Genomic DNA, 16,577 nt, shown 5'->3' with positions numbered 1-16,577 from the left:
CTCATTACCACAATAACTATTGCGAAACAGTAATCCCCGCCAGCTTTTCATAAATAAGACGCATCTGCCTTATATGTCTTGTAGAATGGCAATACACAAATGTTATCCACTCTTCACCTGTTATTTCGCCCATGCCGGGTAAAGAAAACCCAGTATAGGTAACTTCAAGATCCATTGTCTCCGCTACCTTACGCATTGCTTCGCGATTGGTTTTCCATGCATTGTATGCCGTATCCTTATCATGAGGTCCATTTGAAGGAATGATGAATTCGGGCGACTTCAATTTTATCGAGTAATCAAGAAAAGTAGTTTTAATCATTTCAACATTTGCATCCGGTGCACGCAACGTTGTTGTTACAGGGCCGCTCCAAATTTTAACGCAACCTTTCTCCGCTCTGTAGATATGCTCAGCGACTTGTCCTCCGGTCCAGCTTCCTTCAAATGGCACCTGGTTAAATTGCTGTTGAGAGAATTGTTGAATTGCTTCCAACATGCCTTCTGTGGTTTCATCTAACCAGTTTAAAAGTTCTTGTCGCATATGATTGGTTTTGTTTCTCAAAACTAAATCGCTTAAAAAACAATACCGAGGGTAAATCTGACAAATGCTGGGGCGTTTGCGACATTCTTATCGAAGAGATGCTTTGCATCTCAGACTTTACCACTAAGACACTTAGGGCACTAAGCCTCACTAAAGAAGAATTGCCACAGAGACACAGAAGTACAGAAATCTATTGCGTTATTCTCAGAATCCAACTTTCTCTGTTTTTCTGTGGCTCTGTGGCTAAAAGTATTCGTTTGGCACAAGTGTAAAATCATCTTGAAAAAAGCGTACCTTCTCTACCCAAAGTTGAAGCATGTATTATCAAACTTTTCCTTCTTCGCCATTGCTAGCACCATATGTGCGATTTTTCTGGGCACTGGAGGGAGAAGCATGCGAGGATGTTCCCTACACACATAGAACGATGGCCAATGGTTGTCCGGAATTGGTCTTTCATTACAAAGGGCGTTTTGAAGAAATAACAAAACAGGGTGATACCGAAAAGTCTTTCATCATTGGCATACAAGGACAGTCGCAAATCTTCAGACGTTTTTCGATCAGTGAAAACTTTGGCATTTTCGGTGCGTTTCTCTATCCGTTTGCAATTCCAAAACTTTTCGGTTTCGATACCGCTGAAATAAATAACTCATTTGTTGATTGGCAGGATCTGACTGTTATCAAAGACTCCGACTTGTGCGAAAACATGATGAACGCAAAAGACAATTTGCAAAGAGCAAGCATCTTATCACTCTTTCTTGAAGCCAGGGTAAAGCAAAGCAACATTTCATCGCCAGCTATTTTTTATTGCATCAATGAAATCATTGCCCAAAAAGGATTGACAAATGTGCAGCAACTCGCGAAGGGCTGTTTTCTTTCGGAGAGGCAATTTGAAAGAAAATTCAAACAATTTTCAGGCTTCAGTCCCAAACTTTTTTCGCGCATTGCGCGTTTTGAAAACGTCTTAAACTATTATGGCAAGCGGGGTTTGTCGCTTACGCAAATTGCATACAATGCAGGCTACTATGACCAGTCACATTTTATTCGCGATTTTAAAGAATTTTCCGGCCATCACCCAAGCCGCTATTTTTTTGGCGAAGCTGAAGGAACAGAATGGAAACAATAGAATGTCGTGTTTGTACAATTTCCTGCAGCCCTCCATTCCTAGTTTTGTTTACACAAAAAATTACAGTTATGAATATTCCCAAAGGACACCAAACGGTAATGCCTTATCTCATTTTAAAACATGCGCATAGATTCATTGAGTTTACCAAGCATGTTTTTGAAGCGGAAAAAACATTTGAAAGGCTTCGCGAAGATGGCTCTACCATTATGCACGCTGAAATAAATATCGGCGGTAGCACCATTATGTTTGGTGAATGCTCAGATGAATACCCTACACAAAACGCCAATATGTTTGTATATGTAGACGATGCAGATGCTACTTATGAAAAGGCAATCAGTTTTAATGCCACCACTCTTCGAGCTCCCGAAGATCAATCATACGGAAGAACCTGCGGTGTAAAGGACCCGTTTGGTAATACATGGTGGATCACTTCTGTTTAGTATTTTTGAGCATACAATCGTAAACATGCAAGATTTCAGATTAAGGGTTTTTCATGCAGTAGCTTCTCATTTGAGTTTTACCAAAGCCGCAGCGGAATTGTTTATCACGCAACCGGCGGTCAGTAAAAACATTCATGAACTTGAATCAGAGTTTGACATACGCCTGTTTGAAAGAAAGGGAAACAAAATAAGCCTGACCGCTGCCGGAAAAATTCTCTTGAATTACTCTGAGCAAATTATTGATGTTTACAAACAGATAGATTTTGATTTAAACGTTATCAAGAAGAAATTCTCAGGAAGGCTGGAACTGGGTGCCAGTACTACGATTGGACAATATGTGTTGCCGCAGGTGCTTGCGAAATTCTATCAATCATTTCCTGAAATCAAGCTGAGCCTGGTTAACAACAACACCGAGAAAATAGAAGCCGCATTGCTCGATAAAAAAATAGAGCTCGGCATTGTTGAAGGGCGCACACAAAACAAACAGCTTAAGTACACGCAGTTCCTGAAAGATGAATTGGTGGCTGTTGTACATACTAAAAGCAAGTTGGCGAAAAAAGATGTGCTCACACTTGCTGAATTACAAACCACTCCTTTGGTTTTACGGGAACGTGGTTCAGGTACATTGGAGGTTGTGGAGCACGCTTTGCAAAAACATAAAATCAAACTATCGCAACTTCATGTCGCCATGTATCTTGGCAGTACAGAAAGCATCAAATCTTTCCTGAAACATTCCAATTGCATCAGCTTCATTTCCATAAGCGCTATTGCGAATGATGCTGCCAATGGCGAATTCAAGATCATTGATATTGAGAATTTTGACATTACACGTTCTTTCTACTTTGTACATCTGCAGGGCAAGCCCAGCGGCCTTGCCAGCACTTTTATGCGATTTGCAGCGCAGCATTATAACCAGAAGTTATAGTGCATAATTATTTGCGATTTACACTACTTCTCTATTCTGTTCAAATTTGCTTTCACAAATCAAGGTTATGGAAAGCATTTTTAGTACGGACAGGATTGGGAAGAAAACAGTTTTCATATTAGCAGCCGCTATTTGTCTTTTGCCATTTGTGAACGGACTAGAGGCATTGCTTGCAGGTTTTCTATTGGTGCAGTTCACCGGCAATCCCTTTGAAAAATATACGCATAAAGCAATAAAACTATTTCTGCAAATATCCGTGGTGGGCCTTGGCTTTGGCATGAACATTCACGAAGCGCTCGAAGCAGGCAGGCAGGGATTCCTTTTTACAGTTGCTTCTATTTTCATTACGCTTATTGTTGGTTTATTGCTGGGCAGGTATTTTTCTATTCAGCGTAAAACATCTTTGCTTATCGCGGCTGGCACGGCCATCTGCGGAGGAAGCGCCATCGCAGCAGTGTCACCTGTGATCAAGGCAAATGAAAATGAAATGTCTGTTTCACTAGGAACCATCTTCATTCTCAACGCGATTGCGCTTTTCATCTTTCCTGTTATCGGTCACTATTTTAACCTGAGTCAGCAGCAGTTTGGATTGTGGTCTGCAATTGCCATTCACGATACAAGCTCAGTTGTTGGCGCAGCACATACTTACGGGCAAGAGGCTTTGCAAATTGCGACTGCCGTAAAACTTGAACGGGCTCTTTGGATCATTCCGGTTTCAATTTGCGCAGGATTACTTTTTAAAAACAAAAAAGCGAAGATCAATATTCCGTGGTTCATTTTGTTATTTGTATTAGCAATGATCATCAGCAGCATGTTTCCTCTGCTTCAAAAACCAGCACTCTATATTTCAGAATTTGCAAAGAGATGTTTGGTGCTTACGCTGTTTCTTATCGGGACTTCTCTAACGAAAGATGCTTTAAAGCATGTAGGTGCAAAGCCTTTATTGATGGGCGTTCTATTGTGGTTGTTTATTTCTGCAACGTCTTTGTTTGTGATTGTTCAATTTGTATAAACAAAAAAATAGCTGGCAAACGTATCGTTGCCAGCTACCAGGTTTCTATGTACAGGTGTGTTATTTATTTTACTATTACTACTTGTTTAAGATACGGTTTGCCATTTACTCTTAGCCGTACAAAATAACTACCGGCGGCTAAGTGCGAGGCTACAGTTATATTGAATGTATGATCGCCGGTTGTATAATATGCGGGCTGAATTATAGTTTGCACCAATGCTCCCGTGGCACTATAAATATCCGCAGTAAGCTCCTGCCTTTGTTTAAGATTAACGCTTATTGTAAAATTGCTCCGTGCCGGATTTGGATAAACGCCCCATCCGAAAAAATTTTCAGGCTGCACAGCTTTATTGGTGTCGCCGGGTATGAGGGGCAATGCAGTCAAATCAGTAAAGAAGGAAGGTGCCGCAGTGAGCGGAATGTTTGTTGACGCAACGGCAGATTCATTGTTGGTTGAAGTATAGTTCCATTCTTTTCTGCTGACAGTACTTCCTACAGAACCTAAAGGGAAACTATATGTAGCGTTTGCCACTTCTGACGAATCGATGGTTGTTCGCGCCCACAACACATACAAATATTTCCCTGATCCATTTTTAAAAGCACCTCCGTTAACAGCCGAAGGAAGACTCAATGATGCCGTTTTCGTAGCATCATACTTGTAGCCGTACATGATGTCGGATGTTGTTTTGTACGCGATGCCTTCATCTGTATATTGCTGGTTGTAAACTCCACCATTCGTTAACGGTCCGATGCCTGCAAGTTTTTGATACAATCCCATTACGTCGTAACCATTCGTTGCGGTGGCGTAATCGCCGTTGTTGCCTATTCCATAAACATACATTTGACTGATGCCATTCATTTGCGATTCCACCATTGCCTTGATGATGTAGTTGCGTTGTACCGCAATGCCACCAAAGTAAGTGGTGGTGGAGTTTCCGGGAATATTGCTTTCCGTGCAAATGATTGTTTTCTTCGGATAGGTTGTGCCATTGTAACCATATTTTGCAAACACATCATCAAATTTCTTTTTCGCTCCGATGTATGAATCTGCGCAGGCATCGGAATGTCTTCTGTATTTTACAGTTCCAGTTACGCCATCCCAGTAAGCAAGGTCGTAAATGGGATAGCTGTGAAAGCTCAAGCAATCAAAGTAAGCGCCGCCCTTGTTAGGATAGGCTGCTGTGACACTTCCATCAGTTGGGTTGTCTGTGTTGCGCAGCAATACGTCAAGAAAGCTTGAATAACCAAGTCCACCCGGTGCCACATACGCAGTAGGGTCAACTGTTTTAATGACTTCGTAAGCAATTCGCAATAAGCGTATGTAGTGGTAAACTGGCGCACGCATGTTCAACAATTCACAAGGCTTTGGCGTGTTCTCAAACCAGTTTCCTGCGGTGCCTGCAGCTTTCCAACCGTTTGCGCCACCATCCTGATCAGGTTCGTTGATGATTTCCCAAAACTTTGTTTGATTCTTGTAAGTGCTTACTGTTTTGTACACATACAATGCGAAGTAGTTGTTGTCATTTACTGGCGTACCATTTTCACCATTGTCCCAAATGGGCTCATACATATTCGCAAACAACAATGAAGGCGTAGAACAACCTCCATAAGTGTTGTTGTCTTTGTGCGCTGTTGAAACAGGAGTGCCCAGAAATACTGTCAAATCCTGCATTCCGAGCGATGCGTAATGATTGAATTGATTGACCCTTATGTTGTAGCCCCACGTTTGCAGAAAGTCCTCATACAAAGATGGACGAACAGTTTTTACGCCCGCTCCTTTCACGCCTTTTGCCGCATTGCCCGCGGCGATGTCAGCAATCGTTCCGTCATCCCACGATGTTCCGTAGTAACCCATGTTGCTTCCGAAAAGATAAAAGTTTGTGTATGCCGGCGACCCCTGTGGATCGTTTGCAGTATAGTTGACTTGTGCAGTTAGTTGTAGCGAGATAAATACACACAGAACAATAGTAAAAATGTTTTTCATTAATGATTGAATTAAAATAGAATACAATTAAAATTCCGGCTGTGTAAAGGTTATAGCGGTGTGTATAAATGCCGTTGGTATTGAAACGCCTGATCACAACACAATTATTCTGCCATTTTTCCTGTAATGCAGACTATGCCTTAATTTTATTTATTCACTATAAAAACTGATCATATGGAATTCGGCCGTGTACCCGATAATGAATTGAAGGAAGTTGACTTTAGTTTGCCTAACGAACCCGCTGATAATAAACTTGTTCTTAAAGGAAAGAAGCATAAAAACCCATTGGTTTACCTGGGTTGTGCGAAGTGGGGAAGAAAAGAATGGGTGGGGAAAATTTATCCGAAAGGAACGAAAGAAGCTAACTTTCTGGAGCATTATGTGAAGCATTACAATTGCATTGAATTGAATGCAACACATTACCAGGTATACGGGCCGTCAACCATTGAAAAGTGGGATGACAAAGCAAAGGGCCGCGATTTTAAATTTTGTCCGAAGGTGAGTAAGAGCATCAGTCACTTTGGAAAGCTGGATGATAAACAACCTTTGATGGATAAATTCCTTGAAGGCGTGCTTGCCTTTGGTGATCACCTTGGCCCGATATTTTTCCAGGTGAGTGATAAATTTACCCCCAACAGAAAAGAAGAGCTTTTTAATTTTCTCTCTAAACTGCCCACTGACCTTCAGTTTTTTGTGGAGGTGCGTCATCCTGATTGGTTCCTCCCGCAACATGCAAAAGAACTTTTTGATAAACTACGCGAATTAAATATGGGCGCAATCATTACAGATACAGCGGGTCGAAGAGATTGCTGCCACATGCATTTAACGGTGCCCAAAGCATTTATCCGTTATGTAGGAAACAGTTTGCATTCAACAGATTACACTCGTTGCGACGAATGGGTCGAGCGCATGAAATACTGGCTGGATAGCGGAATTGAAGAGTTGTATTTTTTCATGCACATGCATGACGAAGCAACGTCTCCCGAACTTACAGTTTATCTTGTTGATAAAATAAATGAAGCATGCGGACTGAAGTTGATTAAACCTCAGTTTGAGGGTGGCAACACCTTGTTTTAGAGTGAGCACGCAGATGACGCTGATTTAACTGATTTGCACTGATTAAAGCTCTGCAAGACTTCTAGTCTTGCAGCACTATTCTGTTGCCTTTGGCAACATTGTTATCGCCAAAGGCGATAGAATACAACTCCGAAGCTGGAAGCTTCGGAGAGCTGCGCGGTGCAAAGCACAAAACATCAGCGAACATCAGCTAAATCAGCGTCATCTGTGTGCTTACTAAGCGGCCACCTCCACATATCTTTTCTTTGTTGCTATAAACAGCGCCATCGCAAGCGCCATTACTACAACGCCTGTAAGGCATATGCCAGGCCAGCTGCCGTGTTTCCAAACGATCAATGCGAGCGCAGAGCCTGATGCGGTGCCTATGAAAGCGCCTGTCATGTAAATAGTATTGAGACGGTTCCGTGCCTCTGGAAGGATGGCGTATACTCTTGTTTGATTGCTGACGTGAATGGCTTGCATGGCGAAATCGAGCGTGATGATGCCGAAGCAGATGCCGATGATGGAGTATCTGAAAATATAAAAAATTACAAAAGAAAGCGCCAGTACAATAACGCCCAAACCTATCGCTTTCCTGGGATGACGCTTGTCGGCACTTCTTCCTGCAAGCGGAGCGAATAATGCGCCCAGTGCGCCCGCTAATCCAAATAAACCGATCGTATCACTATTCAATCCAAATGCAGGACTACTCAGCCACAGCACCATTCCTGTCCAGAACATACCGAAGCACGCAAATGCAGCGCCGCTCAATATCGTTGCTTCCCGGAGCTCGTTGTATTTGAACATTTCAAATAACGACTTCATCAGCTTGCCATAAGTGCCTTTGAATGCGGGTTGACTTTGTGGTAAGAAGAAATACATTAAAGGCAATTGCACCAGTGTGATGATTGTTGCCAACCCATACATGCCTCTCCAGCCAAAATGCGCACCTACAACACCGCTCAATGTTCTTGAAAGAAGAATGCCGATCAACAACCCACTCATAACATTGCCAATTACTTTCCCTCTTTTTTCGGGAGAAGCGAGTGCCGCAGCCATGGGGATGATCATTTGCGGAACAACACTTGTTACACCTACAAAAACAGACGCAATGCCGAGCAGCCAGAATTGATTGGCAAATGTAGTGGCGGCAAGACTTGCGACACAAATCACTGTAACTGCCATGATCAATTTTTTGCGCTCTATCAAGTCTCCGACAGGCACAAAGAACAGGATGCCGAGTGCATAACCTAACTGATTAAGAAACGTGATTTGCCCTGCTTGCGCTTCCGCAATACCAAATTCCTTTGCTATTAAGGGTATGAGAGGTTGACTATAGTAAATGTTTGCAACAATAAGGCCTGTGCAAATAGCCATGAAAATTTCCTGTGAACGCTTCATATTCTTTTGTAAAACTTTGGTTCGCAATCAGCAAAACCATATGGCAGGAGCAAATAAATGCAGGAACTTGTTTTTATACTGAGGCGAAAATGAAGCGCGAAGGTAATTTGTTTTTTCCGGTCTTCGTGGCGTTTTACAAATATTGAATGGTAAAATACGGGGATGAGAATATTGAACCTATTTCTCTACAATTTTTATTGACAATTGATTACAAGCCATTTACGCTTTGGAGAGGGTCTTGAAGAACCAGGTAATGGATCTTGAAATATTGTCGGCCAATTCGATCAATAATGTCGGCCAGTTTACAAGGAAGTAGCTTAATTTCTTTGACATAATAAATGCTTTTTTAAGTGTTTAATGGTGGTTGTTTAGTCCTGCAATTCCTCACAATAATATCCTACGTGTTGCAGTGTGTTTTCAACATGTCTTGGAGAGAGGTTATCAGATTCAATGCGCAGGATCTTGTCTTTATCATGCAGATCCACATTCCATCTGATAATGCCTCCAAGCTTTGAAATGTGTTTTACTATCGATTCCACATTTCGCCTACGTCGAATGTTTGTTTTGAATACAAGAACTTCCATAAGTTATAGTTTGGATAAAGAGTAGTTGGTTTATTCTGTGCCGCCTTCGCCGGTGTTTACGTTTGCAGCACTTGTGTTTGCTGCCGGTTGTTGTTCATTAAAACCCCTTCTCCAGGAACCGCAGCGTTCGCGCATTTTTTGTTTGAATTTCTCCTGTTCTTCTGGCGTCATTTTTTGCCATTTGTCGCGCATGCCTTCTTTCCAGGCACCGGGTCCGCCGCCCCATGGGCCGCCACGACGAGGACCGCCTTTAAATCCGCTGAACAAAATTTTACTCAATACAAGTATTCCTATTGCCTGTGGAAATGTAATGGCTGATACGTGTATCACTGAAGGAAGAATTCCGTTCCACAAGCTCATTACAATGAAACTGAAGAGCAACACAGCGGCGGTGCCAAACAACAGCATCATGATAAATTTTTTAAAGAAAAATCCGCGTTTCATATTTTCTAATTTTTTGTTTTCGTGATTGTAATCGTGAATGGTCAATCGTTAATCGTGAATATTTATTTTTCGACCACCCATTTCACGTTTCACCATTCACGTTTCACGAGTTTAATAATTCGTCTTTCAAAGTGCCCAGTCTGTCCCGTAAATGCAATACTGCATATCGTTTGCGGGAGATGAGCGTGTTTACTGTTTCTCCTGTTTGTTCGGCGATCTCTTTAAAGGGAACGCCTTCCAGTTCATTTAAGATAAAAACATCTCTTTGTTCTTTTGGTAGTTCCTTCAAGGCACTGTCCAATGCTTCCCAAAAAAGAGAGCGCAGGTAAGCGGTTTCAGGATTTTCGTTTCCTTCGGAAAAAAGTTCCGTCCACTCGGCAATGGTTTCACCATCCTCAGAAGTGTAAATATCTTCTACTGAATCGGGCTTCTTTTTGCGTTTTTTGTCGGTGATCTTGTTCCGGGTAACTGTAAAGAACCATGCGGTAAGCTGCTCAATCGGCTGTGTATTTCCGACGAACTGGTAAAAAACATCCTGCAGGATATCCTCGGCATCAGCTTCATTATCAACACGTTTGCGTATAAAACCCATCAACCGCTTGCTATAAGCATTGATCGTATCGGTTATATTACGTTTTCTTTCCGCCATAGCGGTGGTTGATATCGTTGCTGCATCCGTCATGTAATTAAGGTAGACGAGCAGCGAAGCCGGATATTTTAAAGTTTTGAAAAAAAATTCTGTCTTAAAGATAGACGCAAATAATTGAATAACTGATTAACTGAATAATTGGGGTGTTGGAGGGAAAATGACATTCGCCCATATCCCATTTTCAACTTTCAACTTTCAATTTTCAATTAGTTAAAGTTTTCCACACAAAAAATAAATCTCCCGGATAAACGTTTGGGTTGTAGCAGCAGAAATTAAAATGCGGACCCGCTAAACTTTACTCCTGTTAAAAGGTCAATAAAAGTTATGAAAAAGAGAACACTAATTTTTACCCTTCTGATTGCGGCAAGCGGTTTATTCGCTTTTAAAGGTCTTGAGCATAGAGTTATGAAAAGACGCTTTTTTCATAACAACATATCCGGAACTCCCTACATAGTTATCAAGAAAACCGACTACGAATTAAGTGTGTATGATGATGAAGGCTGGTTCGCCACTTATCCGGCAGTATTTGGAAGCAAATCGCAGGATGATAAAATGGTGATGGGTGACAGAAAAACACCAGAAGGTGAATACAAAATTGCTTCGAAACGTCCGCACGAAAAGTGGGACAAAATGATGTTACTAAATTATCCGACTCAGGTTGATATAGATAAATTTAATCAGCGCAAGGCACAGGGCCTTGTTCCTAAAGATGCTAAACTTGGCAATGGCATTGGCATTCATGGCACCTGGAACCGCGATGATATGGCTGTTGATTATTATCAAAACTGGACCAACGGCTGTATTTCATTAAAGCGCGAAGACATTGAAGAGTTATACGATATTATCCCCGTGGGAACTAAAGTGACGATTCAGCATTAAGGCTTTTAACAACTGTCGTCTTAAAAAATAAAACCCTCGAGAAGTTCTCGGGGGTTTATTTTTTTAATTCATTGAATAATTGATTCACTGAATAATTGAATATTAGGTGCAGGTTGTATTTAGCTATGCAAGCTTATAGCCTTGCATCAATATTTGATCGCCCTCGATGATAACAGATGTTGCCAAAGACAACAAAATAAAACTCCGAAGCCAAAAGCTTCGGAGCGTGGTTGAATCGAATCTATTGCGCAATACACCGTACCGAAAACCCGAAGACGCGGTAATTGTTGACACTACTGAAAGCGCTGGGGCTTGCGAAATACCTGTAGCTTGAGCTCCCGTTCGAGACAAAGGCAGTAGAGCCCCAGTAAGCACCAGCGGTACCGGTACTACTAAATCCATCGCCGTTATTACGGAGGCCCGCAGCAGGCAATTTAAGTAGGCTAAACGCCGTAGCAGCATCTTTAATATCTGCTTCCTGATTCCACTGATCGTACGTAGGCACCTGGAATCCAGGGGGACACTGTATCTGAGGGTTAACATTCCATCTGTTACTGTTGCCGTCACTTCTCCAATCGAATGGAGAGTCGTAAGAAATGATAAATAATGCATTTCCGGGAATATCGCTAGTCGCAAGAGTTGTGGTAGTTCCATTTACGGGTGTACCTGTTGTAGAGCTGGTCCAGTTTATTTTTTCATGGCCATCCGCAGGACGTCCCCACTGATACAAATCTCCGTAAGCCAGGTAATCTGTAGATGATTGCGCCACCCGTGTGGCACCAAGATTGCGATCAAGCCATATCCTGCCAGTAGTGGGGCTTTTAATAATTCCATAAGTAAGACCATTAAATGTAAAAGTACTAGGGACCTGTGCAGTGTAAGCTGAATTAGCAGCAATGCCAGGAGTAGGGCCAGTAGCCGCGCCGGGCGTAACTGATACCATAAGGTAATAGCTCATGTCTGCAACCGTTATATCATAAGTTTTGGCAGTAGCACCGCTGATAGCCATTTTACTTGTGCCAGCTGTATCTGCAGCCCTGTACCACTGATAAGTAGTGCCGCTTTCAGTAGCGCCGGTAGGAGTATAGTAAGCGTAACTAGCTGTTAGAGTATTGGTGTATGCAACCGTACCACTAATACTTACATTCTGCGCAACAGGAGTTAGCCCCGGAACCTGCTTAGTATAGACCGAAGATGCTGCAATACCTGGTGTAAGGCCAGTAGCTGCACCGGGCGTAACCATTACCTTTAAGTAATAGCCGGCATCAGCAATTTGCACTATGTATGTTTTAGATGTAGCACCAACAATCGAAGCAATACCCGCACCCGAAGTATCAGCAGCCCTGTACCATTGGTAGGTAGTACCACTCTCAGCAGCTCCGTCGGAACTGTAATAAGTGTAGTCAGCAGTAAGGCTATTTGTAATCGCAACAGTACCGCTAATGTTTACGTTTTGCGCCTGCGGTGGGTTTGCGGGTTTAATGGCATCAGGTTTACAACCAGAACCAATAAAAAAAGCAGCGCACGCTAATGATAGAAAGAAACGTTTCCTCATAATTTTTTGTTTTGAAATTTTAAAATAATTATCTGAGGAAAGTATAAGGTTGTACCTAATGGGTAAGCACGATTATTCAAATGCAGTTAAGCAAATGTATTGAAAAGCGAATTGCAATTCCTGGTTCTTTATTTTTCTATCGCCTTCGGCGATAACAGATGTTGCCCAAGGCAACAAAATAAAACTCCGAAGCTAAAAGCTTCGGAGAGCGACTGATTCTGCAACCAATCAATTATTCAATGATTCAGTTATTCAGTTATTAAATCTTGCCCGCCTTTATCTCATTCACCACTCCCGGATCAAGCAATGTGCTTGTGTCGCCGAGATTTTCCATTTCGCCTTCAGCAATTTTTCTGAGAATGCGGCGCATAATTTTTCCGCTTCTTGTTTTTGGCAAACCGCTTACAAACTGGATCTTATCCGGTTTTGCAATTGGACCAATGATGCGCGATACAGTTTGCGTGATATCTTTTCTCGCCAGTTCTTCATCACCATGTGTACCCTGGTAAATAACATAGGCGTAAATACCTTGTCCTTTAATATCGTGCGGATAACCAACAATAGCACTTTCCACCACACCTGCGTGCATGTTGATGGCGTTTTCTACTTCCGCGGTTCCAATGCGGTGGCCGCTCACGTTTAATACGTCATCTACACGACCTGTAATGCGGTAGTTACCGTTTTCATCGCGTAGACAACCGTCGCCGGTGAAGTACAGGTTGTTGTAGGTAGCGAAATAATTTTGCCTGCATCTTTCGTGGTCGCCATAAGTAGTTCGCAAAATGGATGGCCATGGAAACTTGATGCAAAGATTTCCACTCACTCCATTTCCTTTCACTTCTTCTCCTCTTTCATCCACCAAAATTGGTTGAACACCGGGCAGAGGCAACGTTGCAAACGAAGGTTTTGAAGGTGTTACTCCTGCAAGGTTTGATATCAGCACACCACCGGTTTCTGTTTGCCACCATGTGTCCACGATCGGGCATTTTTTCTTGCCGATATGCTCATCGTACCAATGCCATGCTTCCTCATTGATTGGCTCACCCACTGTTCCTAAAACTTTCAATGACGAAAGATCATGATTTTGCACCGGGCCCAAACCAAAGCCCATCAATGACCTGATGGCTGTTGGCGCAGTGTACAATACGTTTACCTTGTATTTATCAACGATGCTCCAGAAGCGACCTGCATCCGGAAACGTTGGGATACCTTCATATATAAGCGTTGTGGCCCCCGCCGCCAAGGGTCCGTAAACAATGTAGCTGTGCCCCGTGATCCAGCCGATATCTGCTGTACAGAAATGAATATCGCCGGGTTGATATTGAAACACGTTTACAAAGCTATACGCCGTGTACACCATATAACCGGCTGTGCTGTGCACCACACCTTTGGGCTTTCCGGTAGAACCGGAAGTATATAAGATGAACAACGGATCTTCCGCGTCCATTTCTTCTGCTTCGCAGTATGGATTGCCTTGTGTTTCTACTTTTTTTATTTCATCTTCCCACCAAACGTCTCTTCCTTTGATCATACTTACCGGGGTACGGGTACGCGTTAGTACGATCACTCTTTTTACAAATTTGCATTGAATCAACGCATCGTCTATCACGCTCTTAAGCGCAATTTCTTTGTTGCCGCGATAAGCGCCGTCGCAGGTGATAACAAATTCTGCCTGCGCATCCTGCAAACGATCGGCAATACTCTGTGCACTAAATCCTCCAAAAACTACAGAGTGGATAGCGCCAATTCTTGCACATGCCAGCACTGCCACGGCAAGTTCCGGCACCATGCCCATGTAAATACAAACACGATCGCCTTTTTTAACGCCGTTGTTTTTTAGTACGTTACCAAACTGTAAAACTTTATTGTGGAGCTCTCTGTAAGTGAGTACGCGATGGTGTTCTTCGGGATCATTTGGCTCCCAAATAATAGCAGGTTTATTGCCCAGGCTGCCGAGGTGGCGGTCGAGGCAGTTTTCAGTAATGTTCAGTTTACCGTTGAGGAACCATTTTATATTTGGTTCAGTAAAGTTCCAGTCCAGTACTTTGTCCCAGCGCTTGCGCCACAAAAAGTTGGACGCAACATCGCCCCAAAAAGCTTCCGGATCGTCTACACTTTTTTTGTAAGCTGTGTTATACTGGTCTAAACTTGTTACCTGATAGGGATATGCCATACAATCGTTCTTTTGTGCAAAATAATGAAAACGTACGATAATAATCTTTAACAATCGTTTGTGCGATGTGTAAACAATGCAATCATCTGCCATTTCAAGTGAATAAAACCTCCATATTGTAACTATCCGCTTAAACATTTTTTAAACACTAAAAGAGGTAACTTTATTCCATGACTAAAAGGATTTTTACATACGGTGTTTTATGTACCTTGTCATTCGCGGCTTGTTCTTGCAATGGCAATAATGATAAAAAAAACGACGAGGCAACTTCTGCAACAACTACATCATCTACAGATAAATATGAAAAGAAAAGAAAGGAAGGAATTGACTTTGTAGCGTCCGGCGATCAGCCGACATGGGAAATGGATATAGATCTGCAAAAAGCGATCTGGTTCACGACTTTGGAAGAAAATGTAACCGCATTAAACACACCGGTTCCAGAGGCAGTAAAAAACGGTGACACCACCATTTACAAGGCCACAGTGGATGCGGGCTCTATTAAGGTGGTCATTATTAATCAACCTTGTATTAACAGCGCCAGCGGAGAAGTTTTCGATCATACTGTTGAAGTACAAACCAGTGGCAAAGTTTTTAAAGGATGTGGTAAATATTTAAACTAATTTTTGAACATGAGTAAACTGGCAATAAGCAATCCTAAAAATCCGTCTTTGATTTTCTGTATCCTCATGGATCTTATTGGTTGTGCGTCTTACTTGCTTCCCGGTGCGGGAGAATTGATCGATATTATCTGGGCGCCTATTTCTGCCTATATTTTTTATAGAAGTTTCGGAGGATGGAAGGGTGCATTTGGAGGCCTGTTCAATTTTGTAGAAGAGGCATTTCCGGGCCTTGATTTTATTCCAACTTTTACCATTGTGTGGATATGGAACTACTTCACGAGGAAGAAGGCAGTGCCACTGCGAGGCTGAGATTATTGCCACAGAGACACAGAAGGCACCGAGGTTTATAAGCTTCTTGAAGAGTTTTTTCAATTCCTTTCCTGTGTGTCCTCTGTCCCTCTGTGGCAAAATTCTTAGTGAGGCTTTGTGACCTTAGTGCCTTAGTGGTAAACTGCTAACTTTCAATCACAATCATCTCCACATTATTTCCCGCCTTTACCTCTATCACTGAGCCTTCAGCAAGAAATACACTTTCAGGCTTTTCATCTTTTAAGAACCCAAATTCCTTTCCGTACACGTTTTCAAAATCAACATCGATGTTGTATTCCTTTACCGGATAAACCTGCCAACGCGGATGTGTTACTTCATACTCTGAAGTTTTATGTTCGCCGAGTTTTGTATAGCCCCAATAATGTTCTGTTATAAATTCTTCGTCACTTCCTTCACCAATGGTGATCAGCTGATTCTCGGCCGTTATCCGGAATGAGTTCCATTTCTCTTTTTTCCATTTATACTCTACCGATAATTCATCACCTGTCACTTGACAACTGTGATCCATTCGCATGGTTTCGTAGTTTTCATTGTAAACGGTATTGGCAACAAATGTTAGCGCAGGACGTGGCACAATTTCCTTCACAAAAACAACTCCTCTTTTCCAGCCGTCTGCAGCCTTGTGGCGCACATAAAATCGCAGGTTGACTTCTTCAAAATTCGTATGAAACGGGATGGGCAGTCCTTTCAGCTTTGTGTTGAGAAACATAAATCCAACAAGACTTACATAACACTTGCCGTTCCACAGATCAAGTTCTGTTTTATGCGGCAAATAAGAGGCGAGCAAATCCGGATCAATAACATAATTTGCCATTGCCAGTTTGCGCCATTCTGCTTTTAGAAAAGTCTTTGCCATGGTATTTA

17 protein-coding genes are annotated in these 16,577 nt (G+C 42.3%); 8 read left to right on the top strand and 9 right to left on the bottom strand.

What is annotated here, in order from left to right; all coding sequences use genetic code 11:
• Positions 1–16: 16 nt before the first annotated feature.
• Positions 17–538, bottom strand: a complete 522-nt coding sequence (locus KTO63_RS12200) for a DinB family protein (protein ID WP_217791570.1) — start codon at positions 536–538, stop codon at positions 17–19.
• Positions 539–854: 316 nt separating this feature from the next.
• Here KTO63_RS12200 and KTO63_RS12195 point away from each other — a divergent pair, with 316 nt between their 5' ends.
• The 4 genes from KTO63_RS12195 (at position 855) to KTO63_RS12180 (ending at position 4,038) form a co-directional block, all read left to right on the top strand.
• On the top strand, positions 855–1,661 hold the full coding sequence (locus KTO63_RS12195; protein WP_217791569.1) for a helix-turn-helix domain-containing protein: 807 nt from the start codon (positions 855–857) through the stop codon (positions 1,659–1,661).
• Between the two features lie 68 nt (positions 1,662–1,729).
• Positions 1,730–2,101: a VOC family protein gene (locus KTO63_RS12190; protein ID WP_217791568.1), complete on the top strand. Its 372-nt coding sequence runs from the start codon at positions 1,730–1,732 to the stop codon at positions 2,099–2,101.
• 25 nt (positions 2,102–2,126) lie between these two features.
• On the top strand, positions 2,127–3,026 hold the full coding sequence (locus tag KTO63_RS12185) for a selenium metabolism-associated LysR family transcriptional regulator (RefSeq protein ID WP_217791567.1): 900 nt from the start codon (positions 2,127–2,129) through the stop codon (positions 3,024–3,026).
• Between the two features lie 67 nt (positions 3,027–3,093).
• A complete protein-coding gene (locus tag KTO63_RS12180) occupies positions 3,094–4,038 on the top strand; it encodes a YeiH family protein (protein WP_217791566.1) in 945 nt (314 codons plus the stop codon).
• Positions 4,039–4,102: 64 nt separating this feature from the next.
• Here the strand turns inward: KTO63_RS12180 and KTO63_RS12175 are convergent, their stop codons facing one another.
• A complete protein-coding gene (locus KTO63_RS12175) occupies positions 4,103–6,022 on the bottom strand; it encodes a T9SS type A sorting domain-containing protein (protein WP_217791565.1) in 1,920 nt (639 codons plus the stop codon).
• A 174-nt stretch (positions 6,023–6,196) separates the two neighbouring features.
• Between KTO63_RS12175 and KTO63_RS12170 the strand changes: the two genes are divergently transcribed.
• Entirely contained in the window at positions 6,197–7,099 is a 903-nt protein-coding gene (locus tag KTO63_RS12170; protein ID WP_217791564.1) for a DUF72 domain-containing protein, read from the top strand.
• 216 nt (positions 7,100–7,315) lie between these two features.
• Here KTO63_RS12170 and KTO63_RS12165 read toward each other — a convergent pair whose 3' ends face one another.
• From KTO63_RS12165 to KTO63_RS12150, 4 genes are all read right to left on the bottom strand, one after another.
• A complete protein-coding gene (locus KTO63_RS12165) occupies positions 7,316–8,479 on the bottom strand; it encodes an MFS transporter (RefSeq protein WP_217791563.1) in 1,164 nt (387 codons plus the stop codon).
• Between the two features lie 368 nt (positions 8,480–8,847).
• The gene (locus KTO63_RS12160; RefSeq protein ID WP_217791562.1) at positions 8,848–9,063 is read right to left on the bottom strand and encodes a hypothetical protein; all 216 of its coding nucleotides are present in this window, start codon (positions 9,061–9,063) and stop codon (positions 8,848–8,850) included.
• Positions 9,064–9,093: 30 nt separating this feature from the next.
• Positions 9,094–9,507, bottom strand: a complete 414-nt coding sequence (locus tag KTO63_RS12155; protein WP_217791561.1) for a DUF3106 domain-containing protein — start codon at positions 9,505–9,507, stop codon at positions 9,094–9,096.
• Between the two features lie 103 nt (positions 9,508–9,610).
• Positions 9,611–10,189: an RNA polymerase sigma factor gene (locus KTO63_RS12150; RefSeq protein ID WP_217791560.1), complete on the bottom strand. Its 579-nt coding sequence runs from the start codon at positions 10,187–10,189 to the stop codon at positions 9,611–9,613.
• A 291-nt stretch (positions 10,190–10,480) separates the two neighbouring features.
• On the opposite strand from KTO63_RS12150, the gene KTO63_RS12145 reads away from it, so the two are divergent.
• The gene (locus KTO63_RS12145) at positions 10,481–11,035 is read left to right on the top strand and encodes a L,D-transpeptidase family protein (RefSeq protein ID WP_217791559.1); all 555 of its coding nucleotides are present in this window, start codon (positions 10,481–10,483) and stop codon (positions 11,033–11,035) included.
• 241 nt (positions 11,036–11,276) lie between these two features.
• Here the strand turns inward: KTO63_RS12145 and KTO63_RS12140 are convergent, their stop codons facing one another.
• Both KTO63_RS12140 and acs read right to left on the bottom strand, forming a co-directional pair.
• Positions 11,277–12,590, bottom strand: a complete 1,314-nt coding sequence (locus tag KTO63_RS12140) for a fibrobacter succinogenes major paralogous domain-containing protein (RefSeq protein WP_217791558.1) — start codon at positions 12,588–12,590, stop codon at positions 11,277–11,279.
• A gap of 259 nt (positions 12,591–12,849) precedes the next feature.
• On the bottom strand, positions 12,850–14,763 hold the full coding sequence (gene acs, locus KTO63_RS12135) for an acetate--CoA ligase (RefSeq protein ID WP_217791557.1): 1,914 nt from the start codon (positions 14,761–14,763) through the stop codon (positions 12,850–12,852).
• A 170-nt stretch (positions 14,764–14,933) separates the two neighbouring features.
• On the opposite strand from acs, the gene KTO63_RS12130 reads away from it, so the two are divergent.
• Together KTO63_RS12130 and KTO63_RS12125 are read left to right on the top strand one after the other, a co-directional pair.
• Positions 14,934–15,383, top strand: a complete 450-nt coding sequence (locus tag KTO63_RS12130; protein WP_217791556.1) for a hypothetical protein — start codon at positions 14,934–14,936, stop codon at positions 15,381–15,383.
• Positions 15,384–15,392: 9 nt separating this feature from the next.
• Positions 15,393–15,692, top strand: coding sequence for a hypothetical protein (locus KTO63_RS12125; protein WP_217791555.1), 300 nt, complete (start codon positions 15,393–15,395; stop codon positions 15,690–15,692).
• Positions 15,693–15,837: 145 nt separating this feature from the next.
• Here the strand turns inward: KTO63_RS12125 and KTO63_RS12120 are convergent, their stop codons facing one another.
• Positions 15,838–16,569: a YqjF family protein gene (locus KTO63_RS12120; protein ID WP_217791554.1), complete on the bottom strand. Its 732-nt coding sequence runs from the start codon at positions 16,567–16,569 to the stop codon at positions 15,838–15,840.
• Positions 16,570–16,577 lie beyond the last annotated feature (8 nt).

The organism is Pinibacter aurantiacus (assembly GCF_019130065.1).
Classification (GTDB): domain Bacteria; phylum Bacteroidota; class Bacteroidia; order Chitinophagales; family Chitinophagaceae; genus Pinibacter; species Pinibacter aurantiacus.
This window is presented reverse-complemented; position numbering and strand designations above follow the sequence as displayed.

Bases quoted from the DNA above. Each gene is read 5' to 3' on its own strand.
- KTO63_RS12200 (WP_217791570.1), bottom strand. From the start codon at position 538: ATGCGACAAGAACTTTTAAACTGGTTAGATGAAACCACAGAAGGCATG.
- KTO63_RS12195 (WP_217791569.1), top strand. From the start codon at position 855: ATGTATTATCAAACTTTTCCTTCTTCGCCATTGCTAGCACCATATGTG.
- KTO63_RS12190 (WP_217791568.1), top strand. From the start codon at position 1,730: ATGAATATTCCCAAAGGACACCAAACGGTAATGCCTTATCTCATTTTA.
- KTO63_RS12185 (WP_217791567.1), top strand. From the start codon at position 2,127: ATGCAAGATTTCAGATTAAGGGTTTTTCATGCAGTAGCTTCTCATTTG.
- KTO63_RS12180 (WP_217791566.1), top strand. From the start codon at position 3,094: ATGGAAAGCATTTTTAGTACGGACAGGATTGGGAAGAAAACAGTTTTC.
- KTO63_RS12175 (WP_217791565.1), bottom strand. From the start codon at position 6,022: ATGAAAAACATTTTTACTATTGTTCTGTGTGTATTTATCTCGCTACAA.
- KTO63_RS12170 (WP_217791564.1), top strand. From the start codon at position 6,197: ATGGAATTCGGCCGTGTACCCGATAATGAATTGAAGGAAGTTGACTTT.
- KTO63_RS12165 (WP_217791563.1), bottom strand. From the start codon at position 8,479: ATGAAGCGTTCACAGGAAATTTTCATGGCTATTTGCACAGGCCTTATT.
- KTO63_RS12160 (WP_217791562.1), bottom strand. From the start codon at position 9,063: ATGGAAGTTCTTGTATTCAAAACAAACATTCGACGTAGGCGAAATGTG.
- KTO63_RS12155 (WP_217791561.1), bottom strand. From the start codon at position 9,507: ATGAAACGCGGATTTTTCTTTAAAAAATTTATCATGATGCTGTTGTTT.
- KTO63_RS12150 (WP_217791560.1), bottom strand. From the start codon at position 10,189: ATGACGGATGCAGCAACGATATCAACCACCGCTATGGCGGAAAGAAAA.
- KTO63_RS12145 (WP_217791559.1), top strand. From the start codon at position 10,481: ATGAAAAAGAGAACACTAATTTTTACCCTTCTGATTGCGGCAAGCGGT.
- KTO63_RS12140 (WP_217791558.1), bottom strand. From the start codon at position 12,590: ATGAGGAAACGTTTCTTTCTATCATTAGCGTGCGCTGCTTTTTTTATT.
- acs (WP_217791557.1), bottom strand. From the start codon at position 14,763: ATGGCATATCCCTATCAGGTAACAAGTTTAGACCAGTATAACACAGCT.
- KTO63_RS12130 (WP_217791556.1), top strand. From the start codon at position 14,934: ATGACTAAAAGGATTTTTACATACGGTGTTTTATGTACCTTGTCATTC.
- KTO63_RS12125 (WP_217791555.1), top strand. From the start codon at position 15,393: ATGAGTAAACTGGCAATAAGCAATCCTAAAAATCCGTCTTTGATTTTC.
- KTO63_RS12120 (WP_217791554.1), bottom strand. From the start codon at position 16,569: ATGGCAAAGACTTTTCTAAAAGCAGAATGGCGCAAACTGGCAATGGCA.